This is a genomic window from Escherichia sp. E4702 (assembly GCF_963883545.1).
Classification (GTDB): Bacteria; Pseudomonadota; Gammaproteobacteria; order Enterobacterales; family Enterobacteriaceae; genus Escherichia.
In genome coordinates this window covers 98,776-116,638 of sequence record NZ_CAWORF010000027.1, presented here as the reverse complement: position 1 = coordinate 116,638, position 17,863 = coordinate 98,776, and the positions used below count along the sequence as shown (strand labels likewise).

Sequence of the window (17,863 nt, the reverse complement as noted above, 5' to 3'; positions counted from 1 at the left end):
TATGTTTGAACCAATGGAACTTACCAACGACGCGGTGATTAAAGTCATCGGCGTCGGCGGCGGCGGCGGTAATGCTGTTGAACACATGGTGCGTGAGCGCATTGAAGGTGTTGAATTTTTCGCGGTAAATACCGATGCACAGGCGCTGCGTAAAACAGCGGTTGGGCAGACGATTCAGATCGGTAGTGGTATCACCAAAGGACTGGGAGCTGGCGCTAATCCAGAAGTTGGCCGTAATGCGGCTGATGAGGATCGTGATGCACTGCGTGCGGCGCTGGAAGGTGCAGACATGGTCTTTATTGCAGCGGGCATGGGCGGTGGTACCGGTACAGGTGCAGCGCCGGTTGTTGCTGAAGTGGCTAAAGATTTAGGTATTCTGACCGTTGCTGTCGTGACCAAGCCTTTCAACTTTGAAGGCAAGAAGCGTATGGCATTTGCGGAGCAGGGGATCACTGAATTATCCAAACATGTGGACTCACTGATCACAATCCCGAACGACAAACTGCTGAAAGTTCTGGGCCGCGGTATCTCCCTGCTGGACGCGTTTGGCGCAGCTAACGATGTGCTGAAAGGCGCTGTTCAGGGTATCGCCGAACTGATTACTCGTCCGGGTCTGATGAACGTGGACTTTGCAGACGTACGTACTGTGATGTCTGAAATGGGCTACGCAATGATGGGTTCTGGCGTGGCGAGCGGTGAAGACCGTGCGGAAGAAGCGGCCGAAATGGCAATTTCTTCTCCGCTGCTGGAAGATATCGACCTGTCTGGCGCGCGCGGCGTGCTGGTTAACATCACTGCGGGCTTCGACCTGCGTCTGGATGAATTCGAAACCGTAGGTAACACCATCCGTGCATTTGCTTCGGACAACGCGACCGTGGTTATCGGTACTTCTCTTGACCCGGATATGAACGATGAACTGCGCGTAACCGTGGTTGCTACAGGTATCGGTATGGACAAACGTCCTGAAATCACCCTCGTGACCAATAAGCAAGTTCAACAGCCAGTGATGGACCGTTACCAGCAGCATGGTATGGCGCCGCTGACGCAAGAGCAGAAGCCCGTGGCCAAAGTGGTGAACGACAATACGCCACAAACCGTGAAAGAGCCGGATTATCTGGATATCCCGGCATTCCTGCGTAAGCAAGCTGACTAAGAATTAGCTGGAATTTGGGTTGCGAGGCTCTTTGTGCTAAACTGGCCTGCCGAATGTATAGTACACTTCGGTTGGATAGATAATTTGGCGAGATAATACGATGATCAAACAAAGGACACTTAAACGTATCGTTCAGGCGACGGGTGTCGGTTTACATACCGGCAAGAAAGTCACCCTGACCTTACGCCCTGCGCCGGCCAACACCGGGGTCATCTATCGTCGCACCGACTTGAATCCACCGGTAGATTTCCCGGCCGATGCCAAATCTGTGCGTGATACCATGCTCTGTACGTGTCTGGTCAACGAGCATGATGTACGGATTTCAACTGTTGAGCACCTGAACGCAGCGCTCGCGGGCTTAGGCATCGATAACATTGTTATCGAAGTTAACGCGCCGGAAATCCCAATCATGGACGGCAGTGCCGCTCCGTTTGTTTACCTGCTGCTTGATGCTGGTATCGACGAGCTGAACTGCGCCAAGAAATTTGTTCGCATCAAAGAGACTGTTCGCGTCGAAGATGGCGATAAGTGGGCTGAATTTAAGCCGTACAATGGTTTTTCGCTGGACTTCACCATCGATTTCAACCATCCGGCAATCGATTCCAGCAATCAACGCTATGCGATGAACTTCTCTGCTGATGCGTTTATGCGCCAGATCAGCCGTGCGCGTACGTTTGGTTTCATGCGTGATATCGAATATCTGCAGTCCCGTGGCCTGTGCCTGGGCGGCAGCTTCGATTGTGCCATCGTTGTTGACGATTATCGCGTACTGAACGAAGACGGCCTGCGTTTTGAAGACGAGTTTGTGCGTCACAAAATGCTCGACGCGATCGGTGATTTGTTCATGTGTGGTCACAACATTATCGGCGCATTTACCGCTTATAAATCCGGTCATGCACTGAATAACAAACTGTTGCAGGCTGTCCTGGCGAAACAGGAAGCCTGGGAATATGTGACCTTCCAGGACGACGCAGAACTGCCGTTGGCCTTCAAAGCGCCTTCAGCCGTACTGGCATAACGACATCTATACTGTCGTATAAAATTCGACTGGCAAATCTGGCACTCTCTCCGGCCAGGTGACCCAGTCGTTTTTTTTTGAGTTTTTACAGCGTCGTAAGAAATCGGTGCGAACGCTGTTTTCTTAAGCACTTTTACGTGTTACTTATCTTGAATACTGCTGTGGACTTCTGGCTTTAATGATAAGATTTGTGCGCTAAAAACGTTGAATACGATCGGGATGGCAATAACGTGAGTGGAATACTGACGCGCTGGCGACAGTTAGGTAGACGCTACTTCTGGCCGCATCTCTTATTAGGGATGGTCGCGGCGAGTTTAGGTTTGCCTGCGCTCAGCAACACCGCCGAGCCAAACGCGCCCGCAAAAGCGACAACGCGCAATCACGAGCCTTCCGCCAAAGTTAACTTTAGTCAGTTGGCCTTGCTGGAAGCAAACACGCGCCGCCCGAACTCTAACTATTCCGTTGATTACTGGCATCAACATGCTATTCGCACGGTAATTCGCCATCTCTCCCTTGCAATGGCGCCGCAAACGCTGCCCGTTGCCGAGGAATCTTTACCGCTTCAGGCGCAACATCTTGCTTTACTGGATACGCTCAGCGCGCTGCTGACCCAGGAAGGCACGCGGTCTGAAAATGGTTATCGCATTGATTATGCGCATTTTACCCCTCAAGCAAACTTCAGCACGCCCGTCTGGATAAGCCAGGCGCAGGGCATCCGTGCTGGCCCTCAACGCCTCAGCTAACAACGAAAAACCTTTACTTCATTTTATTTACTCCGCAATGCGGGGTGTTTGAGATTTTATTATGCTAATCAAATTATTAACTAAAGTTTTCGGTAGTCGTAACGATCGTACCCTGCGCCGGATGCGCAAAGTCGTCAACATTATCAATGCCATGGAACCGGAGATTGAAAAACTCTCCGACGAAGAACTGAAAGGAAAAACGGCAGAGTTCCGCGCGCGTCTGGAAAAAGGCGAAGTGCTGGAAAACTTGATTCCGGAAGCCTTCGCTGTCGTGCGTGAAGCCAGTAAGCGTGTTTTTGGCATGCGCCACTTCGACGTACAGCTGCTCGGCGGTATGGTTCTTAATGAACGTTGCATCGCGGAAATGCGTACAGGTGAAGGTAAAACCCTGACCGCAACGCTGCCTGCTTACCTGAACGCATTAACCGGTAAAGGCGTGCACGTTGTTACCGTCAACGATTATCTGGCGCAACGTGATGCCGAAAACAACCGTCCGCTGTTTGAATTCCTTGGCCTGACCGTCGGTATCAACCTGCCGGGCATGCCAGCACCGGCGAAGCGTGAAGCTTACGCGGCTGACATTACTTACGGTACTAACAACGAATACGGCTTTGACTACCTGCGCGACAACATGGCGTTCAGCCCTGAAGAACGTGTACAGCGTAAACTGCACTATGCGCTGGTGGACGAAGTGGACTCCATCCTGATCGATGAAGCGCGTACACCGCTGATCATTTCCGGCCCGGCGGAAGACAGTTCGGAAATGTATAAGCGCGTAAACAAAATCATTCCGTACCTGATCCGTCAGGAAAAAGAAGACTCCGAAACCTTCCAGGGTGAAGGCCACTTCTCGGTGGATGAAAAATCTCGCCAGGTGAACCTGACCGAACGTGGTCTGGTGCTTATTGAAGAGCTGCTGGTGAAAGAAGGCATTATGGATGAAGGTGAGTCGCTGTACTCTCCGGCCAATATTATGCTGATGCACCACGTAACGGCGGCGCTGCGTGCTCACGCGCTGTTTACTCGCGATGTCGATTACATCGTTAAAGATGGTGAAGTTATCATCGTTGACGAACATACCGGTCGTACCATGCAGGGCCGTCGCTGGTCTGATGGTCTGCACCAGGCTGTGGAAGCGAAAGAAGGTGTACAGATCCAGAACGAAAACCAGACACTGGCTTCGATCACCTTCCAGAACTACTTCCGTCTGTATGAAAAACTGGCGGGGATGACCGGTACGGCTGATACCGAAGCCTTCGAATTCAGTTCCATCTACAAGCTGGATACTGTAGTCGTTCCGACCAACCGCCCGATGATTCGTAAAGATCTGCCGGATCTGGTCTACATGACCGAAGCGGAAAAAATTCAGGCGATCATTGAAGATATCAAAGAACGTACTGCGAAAGGCCAGCCAGTGCTGGTGGGTACTATTTCAATCGAGAAATCGGAACTGGTATCAAACGAGCTGACCAAAGCCGGTATCAAACATAACGTTCTGAACGCTAAATTCCACGCCAACGAAGCGGCAATCGTTGCTCAGGCGGGCTATCCGGCTGCGGTGACCATCGCGACCAACATGGCGGGTCGTGGTACTGACATCGTGCTTGGTGGTAGCTGGCAGGCAGAAGTTGCCGCGCTGGAAAACCCGACCGCAGAGCAAATTGAAAAAATTAAAGCCGACTGGCAGGTGCGTCACGACGCGGTACTGGAAGCAGGTGGCTTGCATATCATCGGTACTGAGCGTCACGAATCTCGTCGTATCGATAACCAGCTGCGTGGCCGTTCTGGTCGTCAGGGTGATGCCGGTTCTTCCCGTTTCTACCTGTCGATGGAAGATGCGCTGATGCGTATTTTTGCCTCTGACCGCGTATCAGGCATGATGCGTAAACTGGGTATGAAACCCGGCGAAGCCATTGAGCATCCGTGGGTAACTAAAGCAATTGCCAATGCTCAGCGTAAAGTTGAAAGCCGTAACTTCGACATTCGTAAACAGCTGCTGGAATACGATGACGTAGCTAACGATCAGCGTCGTGCCATTTACTCCCAGCGTAACGAACTGCTGGATGTCAGCGATGTGAGCGAAACCATCAACAGCATTCGTGAAGATGTGTTCAAAGCAACCATCGATGCCTACATTCCGCCACAGTCACTGGAAGAAATGTGGGACATTCCAGGTTTGCAAGAACGTCTGAAAAACGACTTCGACCTTGATTTGCCGATTGCCGAGTGGCTGGACAAAGAGCCAGAATTGCATGAAGAGACGCTGCGTGAGCGTATCCTGGAGCAGTCCATCGAAGTGTATCACCGTAAAGAAGAAGTGGTTGGCGCTGAGATGATGCGTCACTTCGAGAAAGGGGTGATGCTGCAAACGCTGGACTCCCTGTGGAAAGAGCACCTGGCAGCGATGGACTATCTGCGTCAGGGTATCCACCTGCGTGGCTATGCACAGAAAGATCCGAAGCAGGAATACAAACGTGAATCGTTCTCTATGTTTGCGGCGATGCTGGAATCGTTGAAATATGAAGTCATCAGCACGTTAAGCAAAGTACAAGTACGCATGCCGGAAGAAGTTGAAGAGCTGGAGCAGCAGCGTCGTATGGAAGCTGAGCGTTTAGCGCAAATGCAGCAGCTTAGCCATCAGGATGACGACTCTGCAGCTGCGGCTGCGCTGGCAGCGCAAACCGGCGATCGTAAAGTTGGACGTAACGATCCTTGCCCATGCGGTTCTGGTAAAAAATACAAGCAGTGCCATGGTCGCCTGCAATAAAAGCTAAGTGTTGAAATAAAAGGCGCAGGATTCTGCGCCTTTTTTATAGGCTTAAGACAATGAAAAAACTGCAAATCGCGGTAGGTATTATTCGCAACGAAAACAACGAAATCTTTATAACCCGTCGCGCCGCAGATGCGCACATGGCAAATAAGCTGGAGTTTCCGGGCGGTAAAATAGAAACGGGAGAAACGGCAGAACAAGCGATGGTACGGGAGCTTCAGGAAGAAGTCGGGGTTACCCCGCAATGTTTTTCGCTGTTTGAAAAGCTGGAATATCAGTTCTCTGACAGGCATATCACACTGTGGTTCTGGTTGGTCGAAAGCTGGGAAGGGGAACCGTGGGGGAAAGAGGGACAGCCCGGTGAGTGGATGGCGCTGGCCAGCCTCAATGCAGAAGATTTTCCGCCAGCCAATGAACCGGTAATTTCGAAGCTTAAGTGTCTGGAGGTCGGATAAGGCGTTTATGCCGCATCCGACATTTGCACAAGATGCCTGATGCGATGCTGGCGCGTCTTATCAGGCCTGCGAGGTTTATTAACTCGTTGATAAATTAGATTTTGTAGGTCGGATAAGGCGTTTGCGCCGCATCCGACATTTACACACGATGCCTGATGCGACGCTGGCGCGTCTTATCAGGCCTACGTGGTTTGTTAACTCGTTGATAAATCAGGTTTGTAGGTCGGATAAGGCGTTTACGCCGCATCCGACATTTGCACAAGATGCCTGATGCGACGCTGGCGCGTCTTATCAGGCCTACGTGGTTTATTAACTCGTTGATAAATTAGGTTTTGTAGGTCGGATAAGATGTTTGCGCCGCATCCGACATTTGCACAAGATGCCTGATGCGGCACTGACTGTGTCTTATCAGGCTTACGTGCGGCATCAGACAAATGTCACTGCTTTGGCTCTTCGCTCCAGTCATCGCTCTCAGAAAGATCGCCACTGCTGGGGATTCGTTTTTCTTCAGCAGCCCATTCTCCGAGGTCGATCAACTGGCAGCGTTTGGAACAAAATGGCCGAAATGGGCTGACTTCACCCCACACCACCGTTTTCCCGCAGGTGGGACAATTCACCGTAATAGTTTCTGACATTTTTACTCCTTAGCAACAAGCCAGTTCGAAATCCAGACGTTCCGGTACTTGTCCATTTTCACTGTCCAGCGGCATAAAGCGAATGGCAAAACGGCTCTTATGACCGGATATTTGCGGATAAAGCTGTGAATCGAGTGCCAGATTCAGCCGTAACAAATCGGCGTCTTCGCCGTTATCCTGATAAAAACCGTTCAGACTGGTCAGTTTGCGGAACGGTGCCGACTGACGAATCAAATCCAACACCATTGTAAGTGCCTGTGTCAGCGGGCTCAGGCTGGCAATCCAGGTTTCTACCTGACTGTCGCGCTGCGACTGGGGTAAATGCAACCAGATATGCAACGTAGGTAAATCAAAGCTGCAACAACCACCGGGAATGCTCAGACGCTGGCGCACCAGGGCAATCATCCTGTCTTCACGCAGAAATTGCCCGATACGCGGCGCGGAAATCAGCACGCTACCTGCGGCCTTCAACTGCTGAATTAATGCTTCAATACGGGTCTGGTCCACGCCAGGCACACCAATCCAGGTCTGGAGTTTACGCTGTTGACGTTCCAGCTCTTTCAGTAGTTCGGTACGAACTTCTCCACGCTCGAACACATCCAGCAATTCACTAACATTACGGAAGAAATGCAGAGCACCAGCGTAGTCAGCAATAGGCAAATTTACGGTGAGTTGTTGAATTAAAAACTCAATGCGCAGCCATGTACGCATTTTTTCATTTAGTGGATGTTCAAAAAGGACCTGGGTCTGCATTAAGTTTTTTCCTGTGAGACAAACTGCGACGCGAGCTGCAAATAGTGTGCGTGCAGGTGGGCAACATCTGATGCAATAGCATCCGGTGTGCCGTTATTATCAATGACGTCATCTGCCACCGCAAGACGGGCTTCGCGCGTAGCCTGGGCAGCAAGAATTTGTTCGACATGCTCGCGAGTAACATCATCGCGCTGCATGGTGCGCTTAAGCTGCGTTTCTGGGCTGACATCCACCACCAGCACTCGATTCGCTTTTTTATACAGTGAGTTTTCTACCAGCAATGGCACAACCCATAACACATAAGGTGAAGTTGCTTGCTGGATCTGGCGTTGCGTCTCCTGCTGAATCAGAGGATGCAGCAGGGCATTAAGCCAGTTTTTCTCTTCCGGATAGGCAAAGATCCGCTCGCGCAAGGCGCGACGTTGCAATGTTCCATCAGCAGCAATCATATCCGCGCCAAAGTGTTCAGCAATGGCACGCAGTGCAGGTGTACCTGGTTCAACCACCTGACGCGCGATAATATCGGCATCAATGACATTAATTCCGAGGTCAGCAAATGCATTTGCAACGGTACTCTTGCCACTGCCAATGCCGCCTGTTAAGGCAACTGTATACCTCATAATCTATATTCCTGGGAATTCATCATGATTATCAAAATGTTAATAAAGAGCGCGCGAAAGCGAAATTGATGAAACGTTCGCCCACTATTTACCAGGTAAATTTATGGGATTGTAGCGTAAAAAAAGACAATTTCGCAGTCTTGCGCCATATCGATTAGTGCGTATGATAGCGTCACTGGAGTTGCGCTCTTACCCTTATAGCCATTAACCCCAGGAATCTGCACATGCGTATCGAAGAAGATCTGAAGTTAGGTTTTAAAGACGTCCTCATCCGCCCTAAACGCTCTACTCTTAAAAGCCGTTCCGATGTTGAACTGGAACGTCAATTCACCTTCAAACATTCAGGTCAAAGCTGGTCCGGCGTGCCGATTATCGCCGCAAATATGGACACCGTAGGCACTTTTAGTATGGCTACGGCACTGGCTTCTTTCGATATTTTGACCGCTGTACATAAACATTACTCTGTTGAAGAGTGGCAAGCGTTTATCAACAATTCTTCTGCTGATGTGCTGAAACATGTGATGGTTTCTACCGGTACGTCGGATGCCGATTTCGAAAAAACTAAACAAATTCTCGACCTGAACCCGGCATTAAACTTTGTTTGTATTGACGTGGCGAATGGTTATTCCGAACACTTCGTGCAGTTTGTTGCGAAGGCGCGTGAAGCGTGGCCGACCAAAACTATTTGTGCAGGCAATGTGGTAACTGGCGAAATGTGTGAGGAGCTTATCCTCTCCGGTGCCGATATCGTTAAAGTTGGCATTGGTCCTGGCTCTGTTTGTACAACTCGCGTGAAAACGGGCGTCGGTTATCCGCAGCTTTCTGCGGTGATCGAATGCGCCGATGCCGCGCACGGTCTGGGCGGGATGATCGTCAGCGATGGCGGCTGTACCACACCGGGCGATGTCGCGAAAGCTTTTGGTGGCGGTGCCGATTTCGTAATGCTTGGCGGAATGCTGGCGGGTCACGAAGAGAGCGGCGGCCGTATTGTTGAAGAGAACGGCGAGAAATTTATGCTGTTCTACGGTATGAGCTCCGAGTCTGCGATGAAACGTCACGTTGGCGGCGTTGCGGAATATCGCGCTGCAGAAGGTAAAACCGTTAAGCTTCCTCTGCGCGGTCCGGTTGAAAATACCGCGCGTGATATTTTAGGCGGTCTGCGTTCAGCCTGCACTTACGTTGGGGCTTCACGCCTGAAAGAGCTGACCAAACGCACCACGTTTATCCGCGTACTGGAACAAGAAAACCGCATCTTCAATAATCTGTAATCTCCCAATGCTGGCGTGGAGCAACACGCCAGCATTATCCCACCCCACTCATCGCATCGCCCAGATGGAAAATTGGCAGATACATTGCCACCACCAACGTACCGATAATTCCTCCAGTAATGACCAGCAACGCCGGTTCCAGTAAGGCGGCAAGGTTATCTGCCAGCGCCAGCGTGTTATCCCGATGATGATGGGCAAGATTCTCCAGCATGATATCCAGCGACCCGGATGTCTCTCCTGTCCTCACTAACTGCAAACAGAGTGGGCTAAACTCCCCCGCATTTTTTAGCGCCAGCCAGATGGGGTGACCGTTACTGATATCATGCTGAATTTGTGTCAGAAGTTGCGCCCAGTACGGGCAGCGCATCGTCTCCCTGACGCTCTCCACTCCCTGCAAAAAAGTAATCCCTGCACTTTGTGTCAGCGCCAGAATCGTAAAGATCTGCGTGAGTTTTTGTCCCCGCATCAGGGCTCCCATTATCGGGATGCGTAATAACCATTTCTGCCGCGCAATAAGCCAGGTAGGGTGACGCATCAGCAGTTTGTTGGCTATCGCCAGCAGAAAGCCGAGCACTATCAGCAGCCAGCCCCATTTGCCACTAAAGTCTGCCAGCGTCATGATCCCCTGCGTTAGCGCCGGTAGTGGGGTGTTGAAGGTCTTATAGATAGCGGCAAACTCCGGCAGAACAAAATGCAGCATTGCCACAACCACCATGATTGCCATCGCTAAAATGATGATGGGATAACGTAACGCTGATTTCACTTTGTCGGCCAACTGGCGCTGGGCTTTTTGCTGACGCGCCAGTTCAAAGCAGCATTCATCCAGCTTACCGGTCACTTCCCCCGTACGGATCATCGACTGGTAAAGCGGCGGAAAAACCTCTGACCAGGGCGATAAGGCACTGGAAAAGGCCACGCCCTGTTCGAGATCGTGCGCCAGCGATTGCAACAATGCCTGCCATTGCTTACTTGGATGCTGTTCCGCCAGCAGTGCCAGCCCTTCAGAAAGCGTTAACCCGGCTTTAAGTAGCGTCGCCAGTTGATGAATGACTTCCGCGCTTTTATCTCCGCGCCACTGTGCAGAACTGATATTGATTCGCTTCAGGTGCAGTGGGGTAACCCTTTGCTGCTGTAGAGCCAAAAGTAGCAAAGCACGGCTCTCAGACCATTGCATCCCATCTTGCGCATTGCCGTCGCCGGTTATGCCATGCCATCGCCAGAGTTGCTTATTCGCCATGCGGCATCCCCAACACGCGGATTAACTCTTCAAAGGTGGTTAAGCCCTGTTCCACGGCCAGGCAGCCGTTTTCAAAAAGTGTGCGCATACCCGTCCGCCTGGCGTGCGTTTCCAGCGATTCAACTTCAGTATTAGAGGAAATAAGCTGGCGTATGGCTGGTGTAATGGGCAGGACTTCAAACAAGGCGGTACGACCATAAAAACCGTGGTAGCAATGTTCACAACCCGGTGCCTGCCAGCGGGACAGCGGAGATGACCATACATTGTCCGGAAGGCGGATCGGTTCCCCTTGCCGCTGGCGGCAATGCGGACAAAGTTTACGTACCAGGCGCTGGGCTATTACCAGAGTGAGGGCCGACGAGAGCATCCAGCGAGCAACGCCCATTTGCTGTAAACGCACCAGCGTTTCGCAGGTGGAGTTGGTGTGTAGCGTGGACAATACCAGATGACCCGTTTGCGCGGCTTTAATGGCAATTTCTGCCGTTTCGCCATCGCGGATCTCTCCGATCATGATGACGTCAGGATCCTGGCGCAATAACGCACGCAAAACGCCCTGAAAGGTGAGTCCGGCACGCGGATGGATTTGTGTCTGGTTTAGCCCAGCGATGGGGATCTCAACCGGATCTTCCACGCTGCAAATATTAATATCGGCGGTATTCAGCGTTTGCAGTGCGCTATACAGCGTGACTGTTTTGCCGCTGCCGGTAGGGCCAGTTACCAGCACCAGTCCCTGTGGTTGCTGCAAGGCGTGGGTAAAGTCCGTCAGTTGTGATGGTTGCATTCCCAGCGTGTTAACGTCCAGCGCCTGGTCCACCTGCTGTAACAACCGTAATACCACTTTTTCACCGCTGCGACATGGCAAGGTAGCAATACGAAATGAGACGGCGTTCCCTGCCAGTTCGACAGCGAATTGCCCGTCCTGCGGCAGGCGATGTTCCGCAATATCCAGGCTTCCCAGCACTTTTAACCTGGCGGTTAAAGCGACTCCGGCATCCAGTGAAACATCAGGTAAAGGATGCAGAACGCCGTCGATACGCAAGCGGATGTGATAGCTATTGTCCGCTGGTTCGATATGAATATCTGATGCGCGTTGTTCCAGTGCAGATTGCAACGTATGAGCCAGCAATTCTGCTTTAGGCTGATGTTTCTCCTGAACGGCGACGGGCAATGTCTGTTGTTTGCGACTGGCATGACCTTCCATCTGTTGGCGCGTCCAGCAGGTGATCTCAATACGTTTGGTGGTAGCGAAATGCAATGCGTCCAGCAACTCATGTGAGGGGGCATCGACCACCGCAACATGAACCACTTCTTCGCTGGCATCCAGTAAGACCCCCTGGTAACGCAAACACAGGGCGGTGAGCTGTGAAATATTCATCGCCGCTCCTTAGTTGGCGTCATCAAAGCGGAAGACATCTTCGCAGGCTTGCTGCAATGCGCTGTCACTTTGAATATTGCAGTTGCGCGTCCAGCCGGTGACACCGTTAGCGTTATCCCAACCGGGTGTCATAACGATGCTTAGCCCATTGAGACTCTCTTGCCCGGTCAGTGACACCACGCCCTTTGCCACACTCATGGCTGAAACATAGCGGGTGGTGGTAGGCGAGGGGATGCCATTGCTGCCGCCGTCGCAGGTGTCCAGTCCGCCATGTTCCAGCGCGCACAATTCTACGGCGGTACGGTAAGGCACAAAGGTTTGTAGCATGTCGGTAAGTGCGGCTTTGCGCAGGTAGTTTTGATAAGCGGGAATACCAATGGCGCTTAAAATGGCAATGATGCCAATAACCACCATCAGTTCGATAAGTGTAAAACCGCGTTGCTTGTCCATCTGTTTCGCTCCTTGATTTGGTTGGCGCTACTTTGGCAAACGCCATCAGCACAGGCGAGGGGCAAAAAACGAAACGGGAAGGCGGCTTCCGAGGTTTTTTATTACGTTGCAGCGAAAGACAAGATATTTGCGAGGCGCTACGAAGAAAGTTGGGGAAGGGGAGATTATCCGCCCGCGATGGAGCGGATAAATCTGTCAGCAATTAGCGAAAACGCATTGAAAGGTCGAGTGCCTGTACGTGTTTAGTTAGCGCACCGACGGAGATAAAGTCCACGCCCGTTTCAGCAAACTCGCGCAGCGTTTTGTCGGTGACGTTGCCAGACACTTCCAGCAGCGCCTTGCCGTTGGTGCGTTTAACGGCTTTGCGCATCTGTTCTGTGTCGAAGTTATCCAGCATGATGATATCGGCACCTGCTTTCAGTGCTTCATCAAGTTCTTCCAGATTCTCGACTTCAACTTCTACTGGCGCATCCGGGTGCAGCCAGGACGCTTTTTCGACCGCCTGGCGCACTGAGCCGGAGGCAATAATATGGTTTTCTTTGATCAGGAAGGCGTCAGAAAGCCCCAGACGATGGTTAGCCCCGCCGCCGCAAAGTACCGCGTATTTCAGGGCAGAACGCAGGCCGGGTAAGGTTTTTCGCGTATCCAGCAACTGCGTATCGGTGCCTTCCAGCAACTCAACATAGTGGCGAACCTTACTGGCTACGCCAGAAAGAGTTTGTACAAAATTAAGCGCAGTACGTTCGCCGGTTAACAGCACGCGAGATGGGCCTTCGAGTTCGAAAAGGAGTTGATTGGCGTTAATGACATCACCGTCATCCACATGCCAGGTAATGGTGACATCGTCGCCTGCCAGTTGAATAAACACTTCTTCAACCCAGCGTTTACCACAAAATACGCCCTCTTCGCGGGTGATCACCGTGGCATGAGAGCGTGAATTTTCCGGTAAAAGTTTTGCCGTAATGTCGTTGTTGGCATCGACTGTTCCGCCTAAATCTTCTCGCAGCGCCTGGGCCACCGCGCCGGGGATATCGAGATTAATGCGTTCCAGCAGCTCGTCACGTCGGGTGTCAGGGTTATAGCGGCGAGGCGGCATGTTAAAACTCCAGATAGCTAACGAATCATAAGGTAGAAACATGCTACTCTGAACCGGGTATTAGCACCACATATAAGGAGATCCTGCATGTTGTTAGAACAGGGGTGGCTGGTCGGCGCGCGCCGCGTTCCCTCACCACATTACGATTGTCGCCCGGATGACGAAACTCCCACCTTGCTGGTGGTGCACAATATTAGCCTGCCGCCAGGCGAGTTTGGCGGTCCGTGGATTGATGCATTATTCACCGGAACTATTGATCCGCAGGCACATCCCTTCTTTGCAGAGATTGCCCATTTGCGCGTCTCCGCTCACTGTTTGATTCGCCGTGATGGTGAAATTGTCCAGTATGTTCCTTTCGATAAACGCGCCTGGCATGCGGGTGTTTCCATGTATCAGGGGCGCGAACGCTGTAATGATTTCTCCATTGGGATTGAGCTGGAAGGCACTGATACGCTGGCGTATACCGATGCGCAGTATCAACAGCTTGCGGCGGTTACGCGGGCATTGATTCATCGCTATCCAGCCATTGCCAGTAATATGACGGGCCATTGTGATATTGCGCCGGAGCGTAAAACCGATCCCGGCCCTGCCTTTGATTGGGCACGGTTTCGCGCCCTGGTCAGCAAGGAGACAACATGACGCTGTTTACAACCTTACTGGTGTTAATTTTCGAGCGCCTGTTTAAGTTGGGCGAGCACTGGCAGCTTGATCACCGCCTCGAGGCGTTTTTCCGTCGGGTGAAACATTTCTCGCTGGGGCGCACATTAGGAATGACCATTATCGCGATGGGGGCGACCTTTTTACTGTTGCGCGCGTTGCATGGGCTATTGTTCAACGTCCCGACGCTGGTGGTGTGGCTGTTGATTGGTTTGTTGTGTATTGGCGCAGGAAAAGTTCGTCTCCATTATCATGCTTATCTGACCGCAGCTTCTCGTAACGACAGCCATGCCCGTTCCACGATGGCTGGCGATTTAACCATGATTCATGGCGTCCCCGCAGGCTGCGATGAGCGTGAGTTTTTGCGTGAACTGCAAAATGCCCTGCTGTGGATTAACTTTCGTTTTTACCTTGCGCCACTGTTCTGGCTAATTGTAGGCGGTATCTGGGGACCCGTTACCCTGATGGGCTATGCATTCTTGCGTGCATGGCAATACTGGCTGGCGCGCTACCAGACGCCGCATCATCGTTTACAGTCGGGGGTTGATGCCGTGCTTCACGTAGTGGATTGGGTGCCAGTTCGCCTTGCGGGCGTAGTTTATGCCTTGATTGGTCATGGTGAGAAAGCGTTACCAGCCTGGTTTGCTTCACTGACCGATTTCCATACATCGCAATACCAGGTATTAACGCGTCTGGCACAGTTCTCACTAGCGCGTGAACCGCATGTCGATAAGGTTGAGACACCGAAAGCAGCGGTTTCAATGGCGAAGAAAACCTCGTTCGTGGTTGTGGTGGTGATTGCGCTACTGACGATTTACGGGACATTGGTGTAAATATTGCTGCCCTCACCCAGAACGGGTGAGGGCGTAGAGAGATTAATGTGCTTTTACGGCTTTTGCGGTTTTCTCTTTGAACAGATAACCGATACCTAACACAACCAGCCATACCGGGATCAGGTAAACCGAAATCGCCATCCCCGGCGTCATCAGCATTATCACCAGTACCGCCGCCATAAACAGCAGACAGATCCAGTTACCCAGCGGATAGAGCAGGGCAGGGAAACGAGTTGCCACACCTTGTTCCTGCTTAGCGCGACGGAACTTCATATGTGCCAGGCTAATCATCGCCCAGTTAATAACCAGTGCAGAAACCACCAGCGCCATTAACAGTCCGAAAGCGGACTCTGGGGCAAGGTAGTTAATCAGTACGCACAATGCCGTAACCAGCGCAGATACCAGAATGGTATTTACTGGTACGCCGCGTTTATCGACGGAAGCGAGCATTTTCGGTGCGTTACCCTGTTGTGCCAGACCGAACAGCATACGGCTGTTGCAATATACACAGCTGTTGTACACGGAGAGCGCAGCCGTCAGTACCACGATGTTCAGCGCATTTGCCACAAAGGTATCGCCTAACTCGTGGAAGATCAGCACAAACGGGCTGGTGTCAGCGGTAACGCGTGTCCACGGCATCAGTGAGAGCAGAACGGCTAACGAACCAATGTAGAAAATCAGGATGCGGTAGATAACCTGATTAGTTGCTTTCGGGATGCTTTGCTCCGGGTTATCAGCTTCTGCTGCGGTGATCCCCACCAGTTCCAGACCACCGAACGAGAACATGATAATCGCCATCATCATCACCAGCCCGGTGAAGCCGTGCGGCAAGAAGCCACCCTGATCCCACAGGTTACTAACACTTGCCTGCGGGCCGCCGTTGCCGCTGAACAGCAGCCAGCCGCCGAAGATGATCATCGCTACCACCGCGATAACTTTGATAATGGCAAACCAGAACTCCATCTCACCAAACACTTTAACGTTAGTCAGGTTGATGGCGTTAATCACCACAAAGAATACGGCGGCAGAAGCCCAGGTGGGGATTTCCGGATACCAGAACTGAATGTATTTGCCGACAGCCGTAAGTTCTGCCATGGCAACTAAAACGTACAGTACCCAATAGTTCCAGCCAGAAGCGAATCCGGCAAAGCTGCCCCAGTATTTATAAGCAAAGTGGCTAAAGGAGCCTGCGACAGGTTCTTCGACCACCATTTCACCCAGCTGACGCATGATCAGAAAGGCGATAAAACCAGCAATGGCATAACCCAGGATAATCCCTGGCCCTGCGGACTGAATTACGGAGGCGCTACCCAGGAATAGCCCTGTCCCTATCGCGCCACCCAGCGCGATAAGCTGAATATGGCGGTTTTTAAGGCCGCGCTTTAGCTGCTCGCCGTGCTGTTGACCTTCCATCATGAAACCTCGTGCGGTGATTGTTTTTTTGATCTACGCAATGATGCGTGTGTAAGTTTGCAATTCCGTTTGTTGTATTAATTTGTTTACATCAAAGACGTTTGAATTGTTACAAAAAGACTTCCGTCAGATCAAGAATAATGGTATGCGGCGGCGAATGCACCCGCTTTATGCATGGTTGAAGATGAGTTGCTTAAAAAGGAATCGTTTGTAAAGATCAGCCTCAAATCCACTCAATATATAAAATGAATATAAATTCATTATTTTTGAATTAAAAACCGATAAATTGGTAAGTGAATCGGTTCAACTCGGATTTTTATAGTTTAATAATCGTTAAAAAATCCCTTTCTTACGTAAAGTCTACATTTGTGCATAGTTACAACTTTGAAACGTTATATATGTCAAGTTGTTAAAATGTGCACAGTTTCATGATTTCAATCAAAACCTGTATGGACATAAGGTGAATACTTTGTTACTTTAGCGTCACAGACATGAAATTGGTAAGACCAATTGACTTCGGCAAGTGGCTTAAGACAGGAACTCATGGCCTACAGCAAAATCCGCCAACCAAAACTCTCCGATGTGATTGAGCAGCAACTGGAGTTTTTGATCCTCGAAGGCACTCTCCGCCCGGGCGAAAAACTCCCACCGGAACGCGAACTGGCAAAACAGTTCGATGTATCCCGTCCCTCATTGCGTGAGGCGATTCAACGTCTCGAAGCGAAGGGCTTGTTGCTTCGTCGCCAGGGTGGCGGCACGTTTGTTCAGAGCAGCCTCTGGCAAAGCTTCAGCGATCCGCTGGTGGAGCTGCTCTCCGACCATCCTGAATCACAGTATGACTTGCTCGAAACACGACACGCCCTGGAAGGTATCGCCGCTTATTACGCCGCGCTGCGTAGTACCGATGAAGACAAGGAACGCATCCGTGAACTCCACCACGCCATAGAACTGGCGCAGCAGTCTGGCGATCTGGACGCGGAATCAAACGCCGTACTCCAGTATCAGATTGCCGTCACCGAAGCGGCCCACAATGTGGTTTTGCTTCATCTGCTAAGGTGTATGGAGCCGATGTTGGCCCAGAATGTCCGTCAGAACTTCGAATTGCTCTATTCGCGTCGCGAGATGCTGCCGCTGGTGAGTAGTCACCGCACCCGCATATTCGAAGCGATTATGGCCGGTAAGCCGGAAGAAGCGCGCGAAGCATCGCATCGCCATCTGGCCTTTATCGAAGAAATTTTGCTCGACAGAAGCCGTGAAGAGAGTCGCCGTGAGCGTTCTCTGCGCCGTCTGGAGCAACGAAAGAATTAGTGATTTTTCTGGTAAAAATTATCCAGAAGATGTTGTAAATCAAGCGCATATAAAAGCGCGGCAACTAAACGTAGAACCT

General features: G+C 51.4%; 17 protein-coding genes. 9 read left to right on the top strand and 8 right to left on the bottom strand.

Translation table 11 applies throughout. The annotated features are described in order from the left end of the window. Position 1: 1 nt before the first annotated feature. The 5 genes from ftsZ to mutT all read left to right on the top strand — a co-directional run bounded on the left by ftsZ (position 2) and on the right by mutT (position 6,139). A complete protein-coding gene (gene ftsZ / locus AACU94_RS17460) occupies positions 2 to 1,153 on the top strand; it encodes a cell division protein FtsZ (protein WP_064525175.1) in 1,152 nt (383 codons plus the stop codon). Between the two features lie 100 nt (positions 1,154 to 1,253). Next, the gene (gene lpxC / locus AACU94_RS17455; protein ID WP_000595482.1) at positions 1,254 to 2,171 is read left to right on the top strand and encodes a UDP-3-O-acyl-N-acetylglucosamine deacetylase; all 918 of its coding nucleotides are present in this window, start codon (positions 1,254 to 1,256) and stop codon (positions 2,169 to 2,171) included. Positions 2,172 to 2,401: 230 nt separating this feature from the next. Beyond that, positions 2,402 to 2,914: a secA translation cis-regulator SecM gene (secM, locus tag AACU94_RS17450; protein WP_135489896.1), complete on the top strand. Its 513-nt coding sequence runs from the start codon at positions 2,402 to 2,404 to the stop codon at positions 2,912 to 2,914. A gap of 61 nt (positions 2,915 to 2,975) precedes the next feature. Beyond that, on the top strand, positions 2,976 to 5,681 hold the full coding sequence (gene secA / locus AACU94_RS17445; RefSeq protein WP_130204928.1) for a preprotein translocase subunit SecA: 2,706 nt from the start codon (positions 2,976 to 2,978) through the stop codon (positions 5,679 to 5,681). A 59-nt stretch (positions 5,682 to 5,740) separates the two neighbouring features. Then, positions 5,741 to 6,139 carry an 8-oxo-dGTP diphosphatase MutT gene (gene mutT, locus AACU94_RS17440; RefSeq protein WP_135489895.1) on the top strand — a complete coding sequence of 133 codons (399 nt, stop codon included), beginning with the start codon at positions 5,741 to 5,743 and terminating at the stop codon, positions 6,137 to 6,139. Between the two features lie 437 nt (positions 6,140 to 6,576). On the opposite strand, the gene yacG is transcribed toward mutT, so the two are convergent. Genes yacG through coaE form a run of 3 tightly spaced genes read right to left on the bottom strand, consistent with a single transcriptional unit; the run spans position 6,577 to position 8,147 of the window. Beyond that, positions 6,577 to 6,774 (bottom strand): DNA gyrase inhibitor YacG, encoded by a 198-nt coding sequence (gene yacG / locus AACU94_RS17435; protein ID WP_000005046.1) that lies wholly within the window; start codon positions 6,772 to 6,774, stop codon positions 6,577 to 6,579. 9 nt (positions 6,775 to 6,783) lie between these two features. Beyond that, complete coding sequence (zapD, locus tag AACU94_RS17430; RefSeq protein WP_130217398.1) at positions 6,784 to 7,527, bottom strand: cell division protein ZapD; 744 nt, start codon at positions 7,525 to 7,527, stop codon at positions 6,784 to 6,786. Beyond that, complete coding sequence (coaE, locus tag AACU94_RS17425) at positions 7,527 to 8,147, bottom strand: dephospho-CoA kinase (RefSeq protein ID WP_130217396.1); 621 nt, start codon at positions 8,145 to 8,147, stop codon at positions 7,527 to 7,529. Before coaE ends, zapD begins: the two co-directional genes overlap by 1 nt. 224 nt (positions 8,148 to 8,371) lie before the next feature. Between coaE and guaC the strand changes: the two genes are divergently transcribed. Next, positions 8,372 to 9,415, top strand: a complete 1,044-nt coding sequence (gene guaC, locus AACU94_RS17420) for a GMP reductase (protein ID WP_130204936.1) — start codon at positions 8,372 to 8,374, stop codon at positions 9,413 to 9,415. Between the two features lie 34 nt (positions 9,416 to 9,449). Here the strand turns inward: guaC and hofC are convergent, their stop codons facing one another. The 4 genes from hofC to nadC form a co-directional block, all read right to left on the bottom strand. Beyond that, positions 9,450 to 10,652, bottom strand: coding sequence for a protein transport protein HofC (hofC, locus tag AACU94_RS17415; RefSeq protein WP_135489893.1), 1,203 nt, complete (start codon positions 10,650 to 10,652; stop codon positions 9,450 to 9,452). Continuing rightward, the gene (gene gspE, locus AACU94_RS17410) at positions 10,642 to 12,027 is read right to left on the bottom strand and encodes a type II secretion system protein GspE (protein WP_135489892.1); all 1,386 of its coding nucleotides are present in this window, start codon (positions 12,025 to 12,027) and stop codon (positions 10,642 to 10,644) included. Before gspE ends, hofC begins: the two co-directional genes overlap by 11 nt. A 9-nt stretch (positions 12,028 to 12,036) precedes the next feature. Further along, positions 12,037 to 12,477: a prepilin peptidase-dependent pilin gene (gene ppdD / locus AACU94_RS17405; RefSeq protein WP_130204940.1), complete on the bottom strand. Its 441-nt coding sequence runs from the start codon at positions 12,475 to 12,477 to the stop codon at positions 12,037 to 12,039. A 202-nt stretch (positions 12,478 to 12,679) separates the two neighbouring features. Then, entirely contained in the window at positions 12,680 to 13,573 is an 894-nt protein-coding gene (gene nadC, locus AACU94_RS17400) for a carboxylating nicotinate-nucleotide diphosphorylase (RefSeq protein WP_130204942.1), read from the bottom strand. A gap of 87 nt (positions 13,574 to 13,660) precedes the next feature. Here nadC and ampD point away from each other — a divergent pair, with 87 nt between their 5' ends. After that, entirely contained in the window at positions 13,661 to 14,212 is a 552-nt protein-coding gene (gene ampD / locus AACU94_RS17395) for a 1,6-anhydro-N-acetylmuramyl-L-alanine amidase AmpD (RefSeq protein ID WP_130221625.1), read from the top strand. Beyond that, positions 14,209 to 15,063, top strand: a complete 855-nt coding sequence (gene ampE, locus AACU94_RS17390; RefSeq protein WP_135489891.1) for a beta-lactamase regulator AmpE — start codon at positions 14,209 to 14,211, stop codon at positions 15,061 to 15,063. Before ampD ends, ampE begins: the two co-directional genes overlap by 4 nt. Before the next feature lie 42 nt (positions 15,064 to 15,105). Here the strand turns inward: ampE and aroP are convergent, their stop codons facing one another. After that, on the bottom strand, positions 15,106 to 16,479 hold the full coding sequence (gene aroP / locus AACU94_RS17385; RefSeq protein ID WP_165383443.1) for an aromatic amino acid transporter AroP: 1,374 nt from the start codon (positions 16,477 to 16,479) through the stop codon (positions 15,106 to 15,108). Positions 16,480 to 17,019: 540 nt separating this feature from the next. Here aroP and pdhR point away from each other — a divergent pair. Then, on the top strand, positions 17,020 to 17,784 hold the full coding sequence (gene pdhR / locus AACU94_RS17380) for a pyruvate dehydrogenase complex transcriptional repressor PdhR (RefSeq protein ID WP_000331776.1): 765 nt from the start codon (positions 17,020 to 17,022) through the stop codon (positions 17,782 to 17,784). Positions 17,785 to 17,863: the final 79 nt, after the last annotated feature.

Coding starts and splice junctions, on each gene's coding strand:
- ftsZ (WP_064525175.1), top strand. CDS start 2: ATGTTTGAACCAATGGAACTTACCAACGACGCGGTGATTAAAGTCATC.
- lpxC (WP_000595482.1), top strand. CDS start 1,254: ATGATCAAACAAAGGACACTTAAACGTATCGTTCAGGCGACGGGTGTC.
- secA (WP_130204928.1), top strand. CDS start 2,976: ATGCTAATCAAATTATTAACTAAAGTTTTCGGTAGTCGTAACGATCGT.
- mutT (WP_135489895.1), top strand. CDS start 5,741: ATGAAAAAACTGCAAATCGCGGTAGGTATTATTCGCAACGAAAACAAC.
- yacG (WP_000005046.1), bottom strand. CDS start 6,774: ATGTCAGAAACTATTACGGTGAATTGTCCCACCTGCGGGAAAACGGTG.
- zapD (WP_130217398.1), bottom strand. CDS start 7,527: ATGCAGACCCAGGTCCTTTTTGAACATCCACTAAATGAAAAAATGCGT.
- coaE (WP_130217396.1), bottom strand. CDS start 8,147: ATGAGGTATACAGTTGCCTTAACAGGCGGCATTGGCAGTGGCAAGAGT.
- guaC (WP_130204936.1), top strand. CDS start 8,372: ATGCGTATCGAAGAAGATCTGAAGTTAGGTTTTAAAGACGTCCTCATC.
- hofC (WP_135489893.1), bottom strand. CDS start 10,652: ATGGCGAATAAGCAACTCTGGCGATGGCATGGCATAACCGGCGACGGC.
- gspE (WP_135489892.1), bottom strand. CDS start 12,027: ATGAATATTTCACAGCTCACCGCCCTGTGTTTGCGTTACCAGGGGGTC.
- ppdD (WP_130204940.1), bottom strand. CDS start 12,477: ATGGACAAGCAACGCGGTTTTACACTTATCGAACTGATGGTGGTTATT.
- nadC (WP_130204942.1), bottom strand. CDS start 13,573: ATGCCGCCTCGCCGCTATAACCCTGACACCCGACGTGACGAGCTGCTG.
- ampD (WP_130221625.1), top strand. CDS start 13,661: ATGTTGTTAGAACAGGGGTGGCTGGTCGGCGCGCGCCGCGTTCCCTCA.
- ampE (WP_135489891.1), top strand. CDS start 14,209: ATGACGCTGTTTACAACCTTACTGGTGTTAATTTTCGAGCGCCTGTTT.
- aroP (WP_165383443.1), bottom strand. CDS start 16,479: ATGATGGAAGGTCAACAGCACGGCGAGCAGCTAAAGCGCGGCCTTAAA.
- pdhR (WP_000331776.1), top strand. CDS start 17,020: ATGGCCTACAGCAAAATCCGCCAACCAAAACTCTCCGATGTGATTGAG.